The sequence below is a fragment of the Rhodoplanes tepidamans genome, assembly GCF_030813915.1.
In the GTDB taxonomy this organism is placed as follows: domain Bacteria; phylum Pseudomonadota; class Alphaproteobacteria; order Rhizobiales; family Xanthobacteraceae; genus Rhodoplanes; species Rhodoplanes tepidamans.
This window is the reverse complement of record NZ_JAUSUJ010000010.1, coordinates 146,215-164,837: the sequence shown is the minus strand read 5'-3', so window position 1 is coordinate 164,837 and position 18,623 is coordinate 146,215. Positions and strand designations below refer to the sequence as shown.

Below are 18,623 nucleotides of genomic sequence, written 5' to 3'. Positions count from 1 at the left end.
GACGAGGCGAGCATGACGTTTCAGCACCAATCCGATCGTTGGCGTGCCGGGTCATCGCGGCGCGGGCACCGGGGCCGTCGTGGCCGCCGGGCCGGATCCGTATTCGCGGCCGGGATCTCCGTGACGGCGCTCGCCGCGGCGCTCGGCGCGGGCGTCCCGGCGCCGGCCCGGGCGGCCGAGGAGCAGGCCGGCATGTCGGTGTCGGTCGTCAAGGCGAAGCGCGCCTGCTTCTCCGACACGGTGCGGGTCGCCGGCACCGTGGTGGCGCGCGAGGAGTCCCAGGTGCGTCCCGACATCGAAGGCGTGCGGGTCTCCCAGATCCTGGTCGAGAACGGCGACCAGGTGAACTCCGGCCAGGTGCTGGCCCGGCTCGCCCGCATCGAGGGCATGAACGCGCCGGCGTCGAGCTTCGCCGTCCAGGCGCCGGTCGCCGGCGTGGTCGGCCGCACCATGACCCAGGTCGGCGCCATGGTGTCGATGCAGGGCCCGCCGATGTTCCTGATCATCGCCGGCGGCGAGGTCGAGCTGCAGGCCGACATCCCGTCGACCCGGATGGGCAAGATCGCGGTCGGCCAGCCGGCCAGGATCGACGTCACCGGGCTCGGCGCCGTGATGGGCCGGGTCCGCACCGTGTCGCCGGAGATCAACCCGCAGACCCAGGCCGGGCAGGCCCGCATCACGCTCGGCGACGACCGCCGCATCAAGATCGGCACCTTCGCCCGCGCCACCGTCGAGGTCGGCACCAGCTGCGGCATGAGCGTGCCGCTGTCGGCGATCCTGTTCGGGCCGCTCGGACCGGTCGTCCAGGTGGTGCGCGACAATCGGGTCGAGACCCGGCCGGTGCCGATCGGCCTCCTGTCGGGCGGCAATGTCGAGATCCGCCAGGGCCTCGCCGAGGGCGACCTGGTGGTCCGTCGCGCCGGCACCTTCCTGCGCGAAGGCGACCGCGTCCGCGCCGTGCTGGAAGAGACGACGGCGAAGAACTGACTGTCTGCCTTCAGTCCGAGTCCCGGGACGACTTGTCGTACCCGGCAACTCGCTGTTCCGCTGCGCTGCCTCGGCGAAGGCATCGTGTCCCGGGCACGGCGCATCGCGCCGCGAACCGGAACCCAGGGGCGATCAGGCGAGGCGGCCGGACAATACCCTGCTGTGCCGCCCGTCGTGCCGCCCGTCGTGCCGCCCCTGGGCCCCGGCTCCGCGGCGCATCAGGCCTGCCGCGCCTTGTCCGGGGCACGAGGCCGAGCACCAGGATCTTCGTTTCATCCATCAGGGAGCCCCCGCCGGGCGCCGCTACCGCCCGAAAAACTCCTTCAGGAACTCGCGGGCGCCCTGCTCGAGCTCGCGGACGGTGGGCTCCGGGGCGGGCTTCGGGCGGGTCTCGCGGGTCTGGGGCGTGGTCGGGCGCGGGTTGACGCCGGCCTCGGGCGGTGCGGGCGGCGGGGCCGCCGCGGTGGCCGGAGGCGACGGGCTGATGTCGCGCGAGGCGGGGGGCCGGCCCGGGGCGGGGGGCGCTTGGGCGGGCGGGGCCTGGGCCGGTGCCGGGGCGACGCCCTTCAGGGCCTTCATGATGTCGTCGGCGAGCGTGCCGGGCTCGCGGGGCGGCTCGCTGCCGGGCGTCGCCGGGCCCGGCGTCTGGCCCGGGATCGTGCTCGGGGCGAGGCCCTTCAGGCCCTCGATCATCTTGCCGATCTGGCCGCCGCCGGGACCGAGCGCATCGCGCAGGCCCTTCAACGCGCTGTCGGGATCGGCGAGAATGTTGGGCGTGTCGGCATAGATGCGCGGCGCCGACCACGGGCCCTGGATCGCCACCGGCACGCCGATGCCCCAGACATTGGCGCTCTGGCCCGGGGTCGTCGGGGCGGAGACCAGCCGCGGATCGGCGCGCAGGTCCAGGGTCCGGTTGCGCAGGTCGACATTGCCGGCCGCGCTCATCACCATCCAGGGCCCCTGGAACACCACGTCGGTGGTGCGGGCGACGCCGTTGTCCACGGTGAAGCTGCCCTTGAAGGTGGAGAAGCGGGTCTGGCCGCCGGCGGTCGACTGCCAGCCGGCCAGGATCACGTCGAGCACCGAGCGCAGCATCGCCGGCATGTCGATGCCGCGCACGGCACCGTCCTCGAAGGTCAGGTCGGCCCGCCCGGCGAGGCCGTCGACGATGCGGCGCGGGCTCGCGCCGGCGCCGCGCAGGTCGAGGCTGCCGCGCGCCCGGCCCTCGATGTACTCGAAGCCGGCGGCGTCGCGCAGGAAGGGCAGGGCGGACAGTCCGGAGAAGCTCGTCCGGACGCTCACCACCGGCTCGTCGCGGCGGCGGTCGATCGACACCTGGCCGGTCGCCTGGCCGCCATAGACGCCGGACGGGCCGAGCTCGACCTTCAGGGTGTCGTCGATCAGGGTCGCCTCGATCGCGGCCGGGGCGATGCGCACCTTCTCGATCATCACCTCGCGGGCCGTGAGCGCGACATTGGCCTCCATGAGGCCGAGGCCGAACAGGTCGAGCGGCGCGTCGCTCCACGGGGCCGCCGCGGTCGCCGCCGCGCTGCCGCGGGGGCCGGCCGGCGCCGGCGCGGGGGCGGGACCGGCGACCGCCTCGACGAGCCCGGTGAGGTCGAGCCGCTCGGATTCGAGGGTGGCGTCGACGAACGGCTTGGCGCCGGCGAACGACACCGTGACGGCGCCGCGCAGCCGGCCCTGGTCGATCATGCCGTTGAGGTTGTCGGCCTTGAGCACCGGTCCGGCGCTCGAGACGGTGGCGCTCACGGTGGCCGGGGTGCGGAACAGCCGGGGTGCCTCGACCCGCGCCTCGATCGGCACGGCGCGGCCCTCGGCGAGCCTGGTCGGGGTGTCGCCGGCCGCCGTCAGCCGCACCGTCGCGGCGCCGACCTTGGCGTCGAGATGCAGGTTCGAGCGGCCGCCCGCCGCCGGCAGGTTGGCGAGCCGCAGCGAGTCGATCCTGACCTCGGCCGTCTCCTTGCCGTCGCGCACCACGACGATGCCGTTCTCGACCGCGACCGAGCCGATCCTCACCGCCGAGTCGACCGGCAGGATGCTCTCGTCGGCGTTGCCGGCGCCGAGGCTGCGGGTCTTGCGCGCCGCGGCGGCCCGGGCCGCCCGGGCGAACATCGGGTCGGTGCGCACCACCGGATGGTCGAGGGTCAGCTCGGCGACGTCGACCGTGCCGTTCCACAGGTCGGAGAGCCCGATGCCGGCCTGCACGCGGTCGACCCGCACGATCTCGTCGCCGGACGTCGCGTCGCGCAGCCTCGTGTCGCCGAGGGTGAGCCCGGTCCGCGGCCAGATCGTCAGGCGGGCGTCGCCCCCGATGTCGAGGACGAGGTCGTGGCGGGCCAGCACGTCGCGGCTGTAGGACTCGATCAGGCCGCGGGCCGGAATGCCGTGGACGGCGGCGAGCGCGCCGGCGATCAGCACCACGCCGGCGGCGGTGGCGGCGATCTTCTTCGAGACCATGTCCGGTGCCTCCTGCGCCCGCGCGGCGCATCGTATCGGAGAATCAACAGACTCGAATAGAATGTCGTCGGTCGGCCGTATGTGATCTGTAGCACTTTCGAGCCCGGCATTTCCATGCAGGTGCCGGATCGTCTGCGTTCCTCCCGCCGGCCGGAGGCTCGTGCTTCCGGAGGCGGGACGCCTTCCCGGCTTGGTCGGCGGCCGGCGGCGGGCGGTTCAGCCGTCAGGCGGAGCGGGCCAGCGCCGTGCGGGCGTGCGCCAGCGCCGACAGGACGAACGCCGAGGTCACCTCCGGCCCGCCGACCAGGATGCGGGTCGGCGTCTTCATCTTGTTCCACTCGTAGGCCTTGAACGGCCCCTTGCGGCCGCCCTCGCCGACGCTGCGCAGGATGCAGTCGAGCGCCGGCGCGTAGCGCGCCCGGTCGCCGCCGAGCTTGGCGAGCGCCAGCAGCGCCAGCGCCGCGTCGAACGGGTTCATCTCGTGGGCGGCGAGGTCGTGGTGGACATAGTCCAGGATGGCGAGGCGCATCGCCGCGAAGCGGGCCTGCGGGTCGATCTTCGCCTGGATGTCGGCCGGCATCGCCCGGAAGGCGGCGAGGCAGCGGCCGAAATAGGCGGCGTACAGCTCCGGCAGGTAGTAGATGTGGGCGCGCGGATCGGCAAACAGGCCGGAGCCGATCAGCCGGTCGTGGAAGGCGACGACGCCGCGCAGGAAATCGAGACGCTGCGGCGTGCCGACGATGTCCCAGCGGGCGTGGTTGCGGAACGCCGCCTCGAGGACGTCGAGATTGAGGGTCGGGTCGAGGTCGTTGCCGAACGGCCTGTCGCCGGCGGCGCTCTCGATCCAGGTGACGATGCCGCCCGAAAAGTCCAGCGGGTCGTTGATGTCGACCGACGGCGGCTCGCGGTTGCTGCCGGGCCGCACCTGGTAGCCGGCGTAGAAGTCGAGGAAGGGCTGATCGAGGATCGGGTCGGCCGATCCGAACTGGGTGGCGGCGGAGAGCGAGCAGGCCGTGGTGTCGCAGTCGGGCACGTAGGTGCCGAAGCCGAGATCGCTCTTCAGCTTCCAGAAGAACTTGCTCATCCGGACGTCGGGCGGCCGGACCAGCGCCGTGACCACCGGGAACGGCGTGCCGTCGACCGGGTGGCGCACCTCCTCGCGGCTGGTGGCCAGGCAGAACTCGATCATGCCGGCGATCGCGGTCTTCGACCGGGCGGTCTCGTCCGGCGTGGCGAGGCCGCTGCCCACGTAGTCCATCAGCGCTTCGGCGAAGAAGGCGTCGTAATAGGCCGAGCGGTGCCGGATCTGCACCGGCTCCCACATCGGCTCGGCGAAGCCCGACCAGGCGGGATTGAGCAGCGCCGCGATCGGCCGGTTCGGCAGGATGAAGGCGCGGGCGAGATTGAACAGCAGCGTCGCGTTCTTGTAGGTGCGGGCGTTGAGCCCGACCAGCGCGGTGGCGAGGTCGCGCCCGTGAAAGTCCGGATCCCCGATCAGGTTGAAGGCCGCGTAGGCCGGGATGAAGCCCTTGTTGCGCGTGAACGCGCCGAGCAGATGGTGGGCGCAGGCGCGGATCACCCGGTCGACCTCGGCGAGCGCCGGCATCGCGGGCGTACCGGCGAGCGGTGGGCGGCGGGGATGCCGCTGCGGCACCGCGTCGATCAGCGGCGCGATCTCGCGCCCGATCGCCGCCCAGTCGGGCGCCGCGTCGTCGCGGGCCGAGCGGATCGCGCCCTGCAGGGCGGCGAAGCGGTCCGGATCGGCGAGCGCCGGCAGGCCGGCGCGGCCCATCAGGGGACGCAGCACCGGGTTGGCGACCGCGGTCCCGTAGAAGGTGCGCAGATGCGCGTCCCCGGGCCCGCCCCCACGCAGCAGCGGATCGCACAGGTCGTAGAGGGTCGGTCCGGATTTCTTCGCCGTGAGGGCCGCGAAGGAGGCCTTGATCAGATCGGTGGTGGGCATGACTCGGGACTTGGACGACTCGGACTTGGAATTGGACTTGGACTTGGATTTGGCAAAGACCTGGTCATTCCGGGGCGCGGCCGAAGGCCGCGAGCCCGGAATCCATGCTCACTGACCGGGGTCATGGATTCCGGGCAGCGCCGCTTCGCGGCGCTTCCGGAATGACCGGCGAAGGGGTGGCCGCGGTGCTACTCCGCCGGCACCGGCACCTCCTGGGGGCGGGCCGAGTAGTGCGACGCCTTCTGGCGTCCCTCGACGGCGTCGCGGCCCGACATCACGAGGTGATGCGCCATGACGCCGATGCGGATCAGGTGCTCGATCTGGCCGCGCTTCAGGCAGGCGCGCGCCACCTTCCAGAACTCGGCCCGGTAGTCGGCCTTGACCCCGACCTCCCAGAGCACGGCGCGCAGCATCCTGAGGCCGCGCACCACGTCGCGCCACGGCACGTGACGGTCGCGCAGCGGCACCTTCAGCCGGTTCGGATAGGTGTGGTCGAGCTGATGACGATAGCGTGACAGCACCGCGGCGGGCGCGAAGGCGCGCGCCATGCAGTCCCGCCACATGGCGATGACCTCGTCGTAGGGCATCACGAAGTCGACGTTCGAGTCGCGCTCCTCGTCGTCGAGCAGCCGGCCGGCCGCCGCCAGCCGGTCCCACAGCGGGGTCCGCGGCAGCGCCTGCAGGAGATTGATGGTCAGCATCGGGATGTGCGAGCGTTCGATGAAGTCGACCACCCGCCGGCCGCTGTCCGGCGTGTCGGTGTCGAGGCCGAGGATGATGCCCGACACCACCTCGAGGCCGTAGCGGTTGAGCGTGTCGACGGCCTCGAGCAGCGGGACCATCATGTTGTGGTCCTTGGCCATCGCCTCGAGCGCCGCGGGCTCCGGCGTCTCGATGCCGCAGAACACGGTCTCGAACATCGCCTCGCGCATCAGGCCGAGGATCTCCGGGCGCTTGGCGATGTTGAGGGTGGCCTCGCAGGAGAAGATGAACGGATAGCCGCGCGCCTTCTGCCAGTCGACCAGGGCCGGCAGCAGCTCGCGCACGGCGCGGCGGTTGCCGATGAAGTTGTCGTCGACGAAGTAGACCGGGCCGGTCAGGCCGCAGGCGACGAGCTTGTCGAGCTCGGCCGTCACCTGCTCGGGCGTCTTGAGCCGCGGATTGCGGCCGTACAGCGCCGGGATGTCGCAGAACTCGCAGTGATACGGGCAGCCCGACGAGTACTGGATGCTGCCGGTGAGATAGCGGCGGAGGTCGGCGAGCTCGTAGGCCGGCAGCGGAAAGTCGGTGAGGTCGCGCCGCTCCCTGGTGGTGAGCACGACCTGCCGCTCGGGCCGGTTCGGGTCGGCGGCGAGGCGGGCGAACAGCTCGTCGGTGGCGTCGCCGAGCTCGCCGACATGCAGGTAGTCGTATTCGGGATAGGTCTCGGGGCAGGCCGACACCGAGGACCCGCCCAGCACCGTCACCCGGTCGAACATGTGGGCGCGCCGGCAGATCGCCTCGATCTGGCGGCGCTGCGCGTGCATGCCGCTGACGAACACGGCGTCCGCCCACTGGATCTCCTCGTGGGTGGCGGGCCGGATGTTCTCGTCGACGAAGCGGACCTCCCAGCCGGGCGGCAGCGCGGCGGCGATCACCAGGAGCCCCTGCGGCGGCATCAGGGCGCGGACGCCGTCGGTGAGCGGATAGGCATGCTCGAACATGCCGAAGGACGACGTGTAGCGGGGGCAGACGCACAGGATGCGACGACCGCCGCCCGCTCCTGCCGTCTCTCTGCGGTCCATCGGACCACGATGCATCGAATGAGCGATCGGCATTCCCAGGTCCTGCGGCGTGGCCCGACGCAAACGGGGGTGAACGTTCCGGGCCCGCCCGGGCACAACGTTCGGGAAGCCGGAACGGGCTGTCAAGCGGGGCGGATTTTTTGGTCGTCCCGCCGGCGGCGCCGGGTTGGAGCGTCCGGCGCCGCGCGCGGTTCGATGCGGCCGCCGGGACGTATTGAGATTGCAAGGCGAGGTAACTATTGTGTGCGCGCGCAGTCTATGGGCGCAGACGTCGCTCCCACAGCCGCCACGACGTGTGTTCGCGACCGGTCTGTCAGCGACCGGGGACGCGATCGCGTGGTCGGGGCGCCGAGGTCCGGCCATGAAGCACTCCGTGTTCGCCGTCGTCGTGTCCGCCGTCGTCGCTCTGCTGGCCGCGGCCCTGCCGACGGCAAGCTTCGGCGCCGACTCCGAGCCCGGTCCGCTGCGGCTCGCCCAGGCGAGCGGCGGCCGGGTCGCCCTGGTGATCGGCAACGCCACCTATCCGGACGACAACCGGCCGCTGCCGCAGCCGATCAAGGACGCGCGCGCGGTCGCCGAGGAACTGCGCCGCGCCGGCTTCGACGTGACGACCGGCGAGGACATGACCAAGCAGCGGCTGCGCGCCGCGCTCGACGCCTTCCGGGCGAAGATCAAGCCGGGCTCGTCGGCGCTGCTGTTCTTCTCCGGCTACGGCATCCAGACCGGCAAGCAGTCCTTCATCATCCCGGTCGACGCCCAGATCTGGACCGAGGGCGAGGTGCGGCGCGACGGCATCAGCATCGAGTCGATCCTGGCCGACATGAACAGCGCCGGCGCCTCGGTGAAGGTGGTGATCGTCGACGCGGCGCGGCGCAATCCGTTCGAGCGCCGCTTCCGCGGCTTCTCGGCCGGCCTCGCCTCGCTGGCCGCGCCGGCCGGCACGCTCGCCATGTACTCGGCCGCGACCGACAAGGTGGCGAACGAGTCGGACGGCGAGAACAGCCTGTTCGTCGGCGAGCTCCTGAAAGAGATGCGCTCGCCCGGGCTGAGCGCCGAGGCGATCTTCAACAACACCCGCATGGGCGTGTCGCGCGCCTCCAAGAACGAGCAGGTGCCGTGGGTCTCGTCCTCGCTGATCGAGGACTTCCATTTCTCGCGCGCCCCGACGACGTCGCCGGCGGTGACGCCACCCGCGCCTCCTCCTCCGCCGCCGGCACCGGAGCCGAAGGTCTCGGTGGTCACCCCGCCGCCGCCTCCGCCTCCGCCGCCCGCCCCGGTGGTGACGCCGGAGCCGCCCAGGCCGGCGCCGCCCCCGGTCGTCGAGGTGACGCCGCCGCCCCCGCCGGCGCCTCCGCCGGCCCGGCGCGACGCGGTGATCCGCGATCTCGACGCCCAGATCGAGAAGAACCCGCGCGATGCCGAGGCCTTCTACAAGCGCGGCCAGGCCTGGGCGGAGCGGCGCGAATACGCCATGGCGGCCGAGGATTTCGGCCAGGCGATCCGGATCAATCCGGGCGACGCCGAGGCGTTCAACAATCGCTGCTTCACCCGCGCCGTGCTGGGCCAGCTCGACGCCGCGCTGTCGGACTGCGACGAGGCGCTGCGGATCAAGCCGAACTATCCGGACGCCCTCGACAGCCGCGGCCTCGTCCATCTGCGGCTCGGCAACGCCGACAAGGCGATCGCCGACTACGACCAGGCGGTGCGGATGAATCCGCGCATGGCCTCGGCCCTGTTCGGTCGCGGCAAGGCGAAGATCCGCAAGGGCGACACGACGGCCGGCAACGCCGACATCCGCAGCGCCAAGGCGCTCGACCCGACCATCGACCGCGAGTTCGAGAGCTACGGGGTGCGCTGAGGCGCATCTCCGGGACCGGGCACGGGTCTCGATCGACGACCGGGCTGTCGCCTTCGTCGGGCTCCGCCGAGGCGGCGGCGGCCCGACTCGGCGGGCCGTCGGGGCAGCGGTTCACACTCCGAAACAAAACGGTCTCGATCCGGCCGCGCCGCGGCGGGAGCGGCCGAACGTCCGCCCCGAATCCGGCCCGACTCTCACCCAATCGAACTAGCCGTTTGTTGCCAAGGCCATAGGCCGATGGCCGCCGGCGCGCGGAGCAACGTAATCGTGTGTTGCTGAAAGAGCACGCGCGGTTCGCAAAACGTCCGGTTGCGCCGGGGAACGCCCCCTTCGTGTTTTCGCCGAGCGGGGATGTCTGTTTAATTGCTGCGGAAACTTTCGGACACGATCGTCGCGATTTCGTCGGGGGACGGGGGACGACAATGCGCAGCACACACTCGCGGTCGAGGATCGACCGGACATCCACCCTTCTCGGCAGCTCGGCCCTCCTGGTCGCGATGGCCCTGTCGGGCACCGCACAGGCCCAGTGCGTCTCGAGCGGCACCGGCGCCGAGTACTTCGCGCCCTTCGCCCGCGGCGGCTCGGTCAACTCGCTGATCTCGGTCCTCAACACCTCGACCAGCGTGTTCCAGGCCCAGACCGGCTCCGCCTTCGTCAGCGCGCCGGCGAATGCCGCGCCGGGCGAGAACGGCGGCGGCGTGTGGGGCCGCGTCCTCGGCGGCCAGGTCGAGACCAAGAACTCCAACACGGCCAATGTCAGCGCGACGCTGGTCATTCCGACCGTCGGCACCGACACGGCCAACGCGACGGTGAACTGCAACACCAAGACCCGGCAGGACTTCGTCGGCTATCAGGTCGGCCGTGACATCGCCAAGCTCAACTGGAACGGCTGGAACGTCCACATGGGCGCGACCGCCGGCTACATGACCTCGCAGGCCCGCGACAAGACCGATGACCTCCTGACCCCGGCGACCTTCAACTCGGTCACCGAGGTGCCGTTCGTCGGCAGCTACGTCGCGGTGACCCGCGGCGGCTTCTTCGCCGACGCCCAGGTCCGCTGGGACTTCTACAACATGAGCCTGAACGACAACGGCAACGGGCTCTTCAACCAGAACCTCAACGCCCGCGGCTGGTCGGTCGCCGGCGGCCTCGGCTACAATTTCGCGCTGCCCAACAACTGGTTCATCGAGCCGTCGGCCGGCTTCACCTACTCGAAGGTCGAGGTCGACCCGCTGAACGTGACCGGCACGCTGCTGCTCGGAACCGGCGTGTCCCTGCCCGGGACCGTGCAGATCGACGACATTAAGAGCGAGCTGGGCCGCCTCAGCGTCCGGGTCGGGACGAGCTTCTCGACGCCGTATGCCTATGTGCAGCCGTTCGTCACCGCCAGCGTGTTCCACGAGTTCGCCGGCGACGTCACCACCCGGATCAATTCCGGCATCGACTTCGGTGGGTTCAGCATCGTCTCCAACGGCACGATGACCACCAACCGGGTCGGAACCTATGGCCAGATCTCCGGCGGCTTCGCCGCCCAGGTGCTCGACACCGGCTGGCTGAGCTACGTGCGCGGCGACTATCGCTTCGGCGAGAACATCGAAGGCTGGACCCTCAACACCGGCCTCCGCTATCAGTTCACGCCCGAGCCGCTGCAGGCGGCGCTGTCCGGCAAGGGACTCGTGTACAAGGCCCCGCCGGCGGCGGTCGCCGCCCCGGTGGTGTGGCGCGGCCTCTATGTCGGCGGCCATGTCGGGACCATCTACGGCAAGTCCAACGAGGATTATCCGGGCTTCGCCAGCGCCGACATCAAGTACGGCGGCGCCCTGGTCGGCGGTCAGGCCGGCTATAACTTCCAGTGGGGGGCATGGGTCCTCGGTCTCGAAGGCGACATCGCCTGGAGCAATGCCAAGGGCGCCATCGGCAACCCGCTGCCCGGCACGCTGTTCGGGGTCCCGGCGTCCTCGTTCCTCACCGACGAGACGCATCTCGACTGGTTCGCGACGATCACGGGCCGCCTCGGCTATGCCTGGGAGCGCACGCTGTTCTACGCGAAGGCCGGCTACGCGGCGGCCGACGTGACCCAGCAGATCCGCTCGAACTTCGACGGTACGGTTCTCGCCGCGTCGTCCCGGATCGCCCAGGGCTGGACCGCCGGCGTCGGCGCCGAGTACGCCCTCACCTCCAACTGGTCGGCCAAGGCCGAGTGGCTCTACTACGACCTCGGCGAGGACTCCTACGAGAACGTCGGGGTCGACGCCCATCTCAAGGGCGGTCTCGCCCGGGTCGGCGTCAACTACCGGTTCTCGCCGCTGCCGGCGCCGGTCGTCGCCAAGTACTGAGGATCGTACTGAGCTTCGAGACCTGCGCGGTCGCCGCCAAACCCGACCGCGCATCGAAGAGGCCCGGCCTTCCCGTGAAGGCCGGGCCTCTGCTTTCAGGGCACCTGCTTCTCGCCGCCTGCGTCCCGGCGCCTGCCGCCGGGTGCCGCGTCCCCGGGCCTCGTTTCGGTGTCCGGACCGGCGGCGGAGCGCGACCGCGCGGACGGCGGCGCGGTGCCGCAGCCACTTTTGACGGACCGCATGGCGGGGCCAGAACGATCGGCCGAGAAACAGACACTAACGAGAGAACGGCGTCACGAAAAAGTGACCCCTATTTCGCTTGTCGGACGGGCGCGGAACGTGTGTGAGATCGGTCACGGTACCGGAGCGGGGTCGCGCTATTCTGACGGCGATCAGGCAGAGACGCCTAGACTCGAGCCGGAGGACAGACAGATGACACGCCAATCCACGACACGCTGGAGCAGGTTCGGAGCGACCCTCGCGACGCTGGTGCTCGCGGGTGCTCTGGTGACGACCGCGAACCACGCCTCGTTCGCGCAGCAGCGGCCGACCTCGACGGACATTCTCGAGGCGCTCAAGCCGGCGCCGAAGACGCGCGGTCTCACCACCACGCCGAAGCAGATGGAAGACCAGAAGTTCCTGCAGACCATCCGAGGCAGGACGCGCGCCCTGACGCTCGACGAGCGCACCAAGGTCGCCGACATCGCCAAGGACAAGCAGAAGATCGATCTCGAGGTGTATTTCGACTACAACTCGGCCGAGATCGTGCAGCGCGCCGTGCCGGATCTGATGGAGCTCGGCAAGGCGCTGTCGAGCCCGGACCTGCGGGGCGGCACCTTCCTGCTCGGCGGCCACACCGACGCCAAGGGCGGCGAGGAATACAATCAGAAGCTCTCCGAGCGTCGCGCCGCCTCGGTGAAGCGGTTCCTGCTGGAGAAGTTCCAGATCCCGGAGGAGAGCCTGGTCACCGCCGGCTACGGCAAGGAGCAGCTCAAGAAGCCGGATCAGCCCTTCGCCGGAGAGAACCGCCGAGTGCAGATCGTCAATCTCGAGGTCAAGCAGTCGGCGTCCAAGTGACGGGAGCCGTCCGCTCTTAACCTCGACCTGCGAAGTCGAGATCCATGGCCGGCCGCGATCCGGGTGAAAATTGCCACGGGTGTTAACAAAGCGTATACTTTTTCACCTCGTGAACGGCCGGCCCTGCGTTCCGAACATCAGCCCGAAGGCTCCCCGGGGGCAGGAGCCGTCGAAAACGGGCGCGGGAGGCGACAGATGACCAGGCGATTCCTTCGTGTGATCGCGCGGGCGTGTGTCGTGGCCGCGAGCGCTGCCGTCGCCGGCCTGCTGGCCGTCGACGAGGCCTCGGCCGAAAAGCGCGTCGCCCTGGTGATCGGCAATTCGTCCTATCAGAACGTCGTCAAGCTCGACAATCCGTTCAACGACGCCTCGGCGATCGCCGAGATGTTCCGCAAGGCGAGCTTCGACTCGGTCGAGCTGAAGCTCGATCTCGGCGTCATCGAGTTCAAGCGGGCGCTGCGCGACTTCTACAACACCACGCGCGACGCCGACGTGGCGGTCGTCTACTACGCCGGCCACGGCATCGAGGTCGGCGGCGTCAACTACATGGTGCCGACCGACGCCAAGCTGCGCAGCGACTACGACGCCGAGGACGAGGCGGTGGCGCTGGAGCGCATCTTCCGCTCCATCGAGTCGACGCGCCGGCTGCGGCTGGTCATTCTCGACGCCTGCCGCGACAATCCCTTCGTCCGCACCATGCAGCGGCAGATCGCCTCGCGCGCCGTCACCCAGGGCCTCGCGAAGATCGAGCCGATGGGCACCGACACGCTGGTCGCCTACGCGGCCAAGGCGGGCTCGACCGCGGAGGACGGCGCCGGCCGCAACAGCCCGTTCACCCAGGCGCTGGTCAACAATCTCACGATCCCCGGCCTCGACATCCGCATCGCGCTCGGCCGCGTGCGCGACGAGGTGCTCAAGCGGACCAACAATCGTCAGGAGCCGTTCGTCTACGGCTCGCTCGGCGGCGCCACCGTCTCGCTGGTGCCGGAGCCGGAGAAGGCCCCGGTGGCCCACGCGGATCCGCGCGGCGACTACGAACTGGCCGAGCGGGTCGGCACGGTCAGCGCCTGGGACGCCTTCCTGGCCGTGCACGGCACCGGTTTCTACGCCGAGCTCGCCAAGCAGCAGCGCTCCAAGCTCGCCGCCGCGGTCAAGCCGGACGCCATGACCGTGGCGGCGCTCGACCGCTCGACGCCGCCGCAGCGCCCGCCCGAGGAGGCCGAGCGGGCGACGCCGGACCGGCTCGCCTGGGAGAAGCTGCAGGATTCGATCGACCCGGCCGCCATCCGGGCCTTCATCAAGCGCTATTCGACCTCGCCGCTGGCCGTCGTGGCCCAGACCCGGCTGGAGATCATCGAGCGTGCGATCGCCGACCGCAAGCGCGAGGAGGCGGAGCGGCAGCGCCTGGAGCGCGAGGCCGCCCGTGAGGCCGCCCGCCTCCGCGAGGAGGAGGACAAGCGCGCCAAGGCCGCCGCCGCCGAAGAGGAGCGCCGGGCCAAGGCCGCGGCCGCCGAGGAGGCGCGTCGCGCCAAGGCGGCCGCCGAGGCCGAGGCGCGGGCCCAGCGCGAGGCCGCCCGCCAGCGCGAGGAGGAGGCGCGGCTCGCCCGGCTGTCCGAGCAGGAACGCGTCAAGGCCGAGCGCGAGGCGGCGCGCCGGCGCGCCGAGGAGGAGCGTCAGGCGAAGGCTGCGGCCGAGGCCGAGGAGAAGCGGGCCAGGGCGGCCGCCGAGGCCGAGGCGAAGGCCCAGCGCGAGGCCGCCCGCATCCGCGAGGAGGACGAGAAGCGCGCCCGGGCCGCCGCCGAAGCGGAGGCGAAGGCGCAGCGCGAGGCCGCGCTGCGGCTGGAGCAGGAGAAGGCCAAGGCCGCCCAGCCGGCCCGCGAGCCGAGCCAGGAGGAGATCGTCCGCTCGGCCCAGATCGAGCTGCGCCGGCTCGGCTGCTACCAGGGCGACGACAACGGCGTGTTCAACGACGCCACCCGGCGGGCGCTGCTCGCCTACCGGCTCAGCACGGGCCACGGCCGCAGCGAGTCCTCGCCGACCACCGGCGAACTGACCGACCTGCAGCAGCAGCGGCCGATCCGGAACTGCCTCGCCGCGCTGGAGCCGCCGAAGACGCCGGCCGCGGACCGCGCCAGGCCCGAGAAGAAAAAAGAGACGGCGACCCGGCGCGAGAAGCCCGAGCCGAAGCGCGAGGCGAAGCCCGCCCCGGCGCGGCGCGAGCCGCCTCCGGCGCGGGCGCAGGCGACCGCGCGTCCGGCACCGGCCCGCAGCGGCGGCGGTGCCGTGATGCACGGCATCGGCTTCTGATTCGACGACCCCGGCCGTGCGAACGGCCGGGCCGCAAAACGACCTCATTTGGACCGGCACCATCGGTCGTCCCGTCGACGGGACCGTCTCCCCGGGGGACAGCATGCGGTCCGGCGACGCCGGACGACAGGTGCGGTCGGACGCGCCGTCCGACCCCTCGGCAGCCGAACGGAGCGAGCCATGACCGTCACGTCCCGCGTCTCCATTCTGCTCGTCGGCGGCCTGCTGGCCGTCGGGGTGCTCGCCATCGGCCCGGCCGCGACCCCGGCCCGGGCCCTCTCGGGCGCCGCCACCGATCCGCGGGCGACGAGCCCCGCCGTCGTCCAGGCCCAGGCTCCGGTCCAGGCTCCCGTCCAGGAGTCGGCCGGTGCCGCTCCCGCGCAGATGCCGGCCCCGGTCGCGAGCGAGCCGCCGGCGGTCCGGCCGCCCGCATCGCCGGAGGCGGCCGCGAGGCCGCGGTCGGCGGTCCGTGCCCGCACGGCGCAGCGCCCGCACCGGGCCATGCGGGCCGCCGCGGTGCGGCCGGTGCCGTCGCGCAGCGCCTATGTCGTGGCGTCGCGGCTCGAGCGCGTCTGGGCCCCGCTGTTCCTCGGCGTCGGCTTCTGATCGGTCCGCGGGTCGGTTCCGAACGACGAAAGGCCGCGCACCGCGCGGCCTTCTTCACATGATCAGCTCGCGGCCGTGATCAGATCGCGCCGTTGCGCCTCATCACCGTGCGGCAGGCGGTCGAGAGCTTGCCGCGCTCGGTCTTCAGGCAGGCGATCACGCGGGTCGCGTCCGGGATCGCGGCGCTGCACAGGCGGAACGCGTCCGGGATGCAGGCGGCGCGCTCCTCGGCCGTGCCCATGGCGGAGCCGGTCGTGCCCGAAAGGGCGAGCAGCACGGCGGCGGCCGGCAGCGCGCGCGCCGGGCGGCGCACGAGGCGGCCGAGCGCCGTGCCGGTCTCGACGAAGAGGCTGGTCCACAGGTCGCCGATCACGGTGGAGATCAGCGCCGACGTCTGGTTCTGCTGCGACATGGCGGGGTCCTCGGTTCGCCGGACGGTCGTCGCCGGCTGTCCTGCGCAGGATCGCCCGCCCGCCGCGGCGCGACTGTGCGCGGCGTCACACGCTTTGCATACACGGCGTCACGGCCGTCCGCCGATGTCGACCACGTCGACCGACAGCTTCACGGTGCGGTCGCCGCGCAGCACGGTCAGCTCGATGCGATTGCCGACCCCGACCTGCTCGAGCTGTTCGCTGAGATCGACCAGGCGGCGCACCGGCTCGCCGTTGCAGGCGACGATCACATCGCCGACCACGCCGCCCATGCGGTCGACGCCGCGCAGCCCGGCGCGGTCGGCCGGCGACCCCGGAACGGTGCGCACGACGACCAGCCCCTCGACCCCGAGCCGGGTGGCGATCGATTCGGGCGCCGCGACGATGCCGATGCCCGGCGTCGGCACCCGGCCGTTCCTGATCAGCGCCGGCACCACGCGATTGACCGTGTCGACCGGCACGGCGAAGCCGATGCCGGCATTGGAGCCGGACGGCGAGAAGATCGCCGTGTTGACGCCGATCAGCCGGCCGGCCGAATCGAGCAGGGGCCCGCCCGAGTTGCCCGGATTGATCGCCGCGTCGGTCTGGATCACGTTGGTGATCTCGCGTCCCGTCTGGGTCGGCAGGCGGCGCTTGAGGGCCGAGATCACGCCGGTGGTGAGCGACTGGTCGAGACCGAACGGATTGCCGATCGCATAGGCGGCCTGGCCGACCTGGAGATCGGCCGAGCTGCCGATCGGGATCGGCGGCGGCAGCGCGCGGCTGGAGATGTTGAGCACAGCGAGGTCGTAGTTCGGCGCGATGCCCCGGACGGTGGCGCGGGCGACGTCGCCATTGGCGAGCCGCACCGCGATCTCGGTCGCCCCCTGCACCACGTGGGCGTTGGTGACGATGTGGCCGGCCGCGTCCCACACGAAGCCGGTGCCGGTCTGGGCGCCGCCGTTCTGCTCGTCCGGATCGGCCCCCGCGAACGTGTCGCCGCCGGCCCGCCCGGCGACCTGCACGACCGAAGGGGACACCCGGTTGAAGATCTCGATGGTGGTGCGCTCCCACTCCGCGAGGCTGCCGCGCGGCTCGATCGCGCGCGGCGTGGTCGCCGAATAGAATTGCTGCTGAAGCCAGGGCTGGGCCAGCATGAAACCGAGCACCAGCACGACGGCGAGCAGGATGTAGCGAACGGACCTGTCCACGGACGACTCCACTGACGATGACGGCGGCACTATAGGACCGCTCCCCTTCTCGGATAAGGCCGCGCCGCCGGTGCCGGTTCCCGTGCGGCGGCCCGCCGCAGCGGCGTGGGGCCGACAGGACAGCCCTGTCGCGCGGGCGTGTTGACGCCGCCTCGCCGGCCGTGCCGGAGTGGGGCCGGCCCGCCCGGGCCGCACGTCCAGAACACACCACCACAATCGGGGGGAAAGCATGATCAGGACCGCCATCGCGGGGCTCGGCTGGTGGGGGCGCACGCTGGTCGAGTCGGTGGACGATTCGGCGCTGATGACCGTGGTGGCGGCGGCGCAGCCGCGCGTCTCGCCGGAGATCGCGGCGTTCATCGCGGCGCGCGGGCTCCGCCACGTGCCCTCGGTCGAGGACCTGGCGAAGGACGACGGCATCGACGCCGTGATCCTGGCGACGCCGCCGTCCGGCCACGCGGCCGAGGTGACGACGCTGGCCCGCGCCGGCAAGCACGTGTTCTGCGAGAAGCCGTTCACCTACGACAAGGCCTCGGCCGCGGCGGCGGTCGCCGCCGTCGAGGCGGCCGGCGTCGCGCTCGGCATCGGCTTCAACCGCCGCTTCCATCCGGAGATGGAGATGCTGCGCCAGCGGATCCGCTCCGGCGGGCTCGGCGTGCTGGAGCACATCGAGTGCATCATGACCGTGCCGAACGCGCTGTTCATGCCGAAGACGGCGTGGCGGGCGAAGCCGGAGGAGGCGCCGTGCGGGGCGCTGGCGCCGCTCGGCGTGCACGCCATCGACGCCTTCATCCAGCTCGCCGGCGAGATCGACACGATCTACTGCCAGAGCACCCGGCGCGCCGTGGATCTGCCGACCGACGACACCACCTCGGCGCTGTTCCGCATGCGGAGCGGCGCCTCGGCCTATCTCGGCATGATGATGGCGACGGCGCCGGCCTTCGTGATCCAGGCCTACGGGTCGAACGGCTGGGTGCGGCTCGACGGCATGACCCACGTGGCCGGCGCCTCCTCGGAGGAGCGCCGCACCGGCCTGTTCGCCGAGTGCCGGTTCCAGCCCGTGAAGGGCGAGGCCGAGACCTGGACGGCGGCCCGCGTCGACACGGCCCGCGCGGGCCTGGAGGCCTTCGCCCGCGCCGCCGCCGGCGGCCCGGCCTTCCCGATCACCCCGGCCGAGATCGTCCACGGCGCCGCCGCGACCGAGGCCCTGATCCGCTCCGCCGCGACCGGACAGGCGGTGCGGGTGGAGTAGGGGCCTGTCGAGTTCGCCGCTGGTTCAGCGCCGATGCATCGCCTTCGTGTCCCGGGCGCGCCGCAGCGCGCCGCGGTGCAGTGCGAGCCGGACCGAGGGGTGTCCCGGCAACCGTTTCGTTCTGTCGCCCTGGGTCCCGGGTCACGGCGCGCCGCGCCCGGGACACGCGGCTGGTCCGACTGCGCCGTCCAAATCACGACACCTCTCCGGCGCGACTAATCCCAGGGCCTCCGGGGGGTTACGCATGTTGCGCCGGGTTGACACCTTCTATACTCGTCGGGCCTGACACAAGGCGCGGTCCGTCCGACGGCCGGCGGCCCGGCGCCCCCGTTTCCGTATTGCCTCATCGAGATT

At 71.7% G+C, this 18,623-nt stretch carries 12 protein-coding genes; 7 read left to right on the top strand and 5 right to left on the bottom strand.

The genetic code is table 11. The features are described 5' to 3' along the window. The first annotated feature begins 120 nt into the window (after positions 1-120). Positions 121-987, top strand: a complete 867-nt coding sequence (locus tag J2S22_RS13900; RefSeq protein WP_272779100.1) for an efflux RND transporter periplasmic adaptor subunit — start codon at positions 121-123, stop codon at positions 985-987. A 303-nt stretch (positions 988-1,290) separates the two neighbouring features. Here J2S22_RS13900 and J2S22_RS13895 read toward each other — a convergent pair whose 3' ends face one another. From J2S22_RS13895 to J2S22_RS13885, 3 genes are all read right to left on the bottom strand, one after another. Further along, positions 1,291-3,465: an AsmA family protein gene (locus J2S22_RS13895; RefSeq protein ID WP_272779101.1), complete on the bottom strand. Its 2,175-nt coding sequence runs from the start codon at positions 3,463-3,465 to the stop codon at positions 1,291-1,293. Between the two features lie 223 nt (positions 3,466-3,688). Continuing rightward, positions 3,689-5,428 carry a hypothetical protein gene (locus J2S22_RS13890; RefSeq protein WP_272779102.1) on the bottom strand — a complete coding sequence of 580 codons (1,740 nt, stop codon included), beginning with the start codon at positions 5,426-5,428 and terminating at the stop codon, positions 3,689-3,691. 188 nt (positions 5,429-5,616) lie between these two features. Next, positions 5,617-7,212 carry a B12-binding domain-containing radical SAM protein gene (locus J2S22_RS13885; protein WP_272779105.1) on the bottom strand — a complete coding sequence of 532 codons (1,596 nt, stop codon included), beginning with the start codon at positions 7,210-7,212 and terminating at the stop codon, positions 5,617-5,619. 361 nt (positions 7,213-7,573) lie between these two features. On the opposite strand from J2S22_RS13885, the gene J2S22_RS13880 reads away from it, so the two are divergent. The 5 genes from J2S22_RS13880 to J2S22_RS13860 all read left to right on the top strand — a co-directional run bounded on the left by J2S22_RS13880 (position 7,574) and on the right by J2S22_RS13860 (position 15,396). Then, positions 7,574-9,070, top strand: coding sequence for a caspase family protein (locus J2S22_RS13880; protein ID WP_272779103.1), 1,497 nt, complete (start codon positions 7,574-7,576; stop codon positions 9,068-9,070). A 422-nt stretch (positions 9,071-9,492) separates the two neighbouring features. Next, a complete protein-coding gene (locus tag J2S22_RS13875) occupies positions 9,493-11,406 on the top strand; it encodes an autotransporter domain-containing protein (protein WP_272779104.1) in 1,914 nt (637 codons plus the stop codon). A gap of 432 nt (positions 11,407-11,838) precedes the next feature. Further along, positions 11,839-12,483: an OmpA family protein gene (locus tag J2S22_RS13870; protein ID WP_272775480.1), complete on the top strand. Its 645-nt coding sequence runs from the start codon at positions 11,839-11,841 to the stop codon at positions 12,481-12,483. A gap of 237 nt (positions 12,484-12,720) precedes the next feature. After that, a complete protein-coding gene (locus tag J2S22_RS13865; protein WP_272775479.1) occupies positions 12,721-14,790 on the top strand; it encodes a caspase family protein in 2,070 nt (689 codons plus the stop codon). A gap of 180 nt (positions 14,791-14,970) precedes the next feature. Further along, entirely contained in the window at positions 14,971-15,396 is a 426-nt protein-coding gene (locus J2S22_RS13860) for a hypothetical protein (RefSeq protein ID WP_272775478.1), read from the top strand. A 79-nt stretch (positions 15,397-15,475) separates the two neighbouring features. On the opposite strand, the gene J2S22_RS13855 is transcribed toward J2S22_RS13860, so the two are convergent. Next, positions 15,476-15,808, bottom strand: coding sequence for a hypothetical protein (locus J2S22_RS13855; RefSeq protein WP_272775477.1), 333 nt, complete (start codon positions 15,806-15,808; stop codon positions 15,476-15,478). A 108-nt stretch (positions 15,809-15,916) separates the two neighbouring features. Beyond that, positions 15,917-16,963 (bottom strand): S1C family serine protease, encoded by a 1,047-nt coding sequence (locus J2S22_RS13850; RefSeq protein WP_272775487.1) that lies wholly within the window; start codon positions 16,961-16,963, stop codon positions 15,917-15,919. Positions 16,964-17,246: 283 nt separating this feature from the next. On the opposite strand from J2S22_RS13850, the gene J2S22_RS13845 reads away from it, so the two are divergent. Next, a complete protein-coding gene (locus J2S22_RS13845; RefSeq protein ID WP_272775476.1) occupies positions 17,247-18,269 on the top strand; it encodes a Gfo/Idh/MocA family protein in 1,023 nt (340 codons plus the stop codon). Positions 18,270-18,623: the final 354 nt, after the last annotated feature.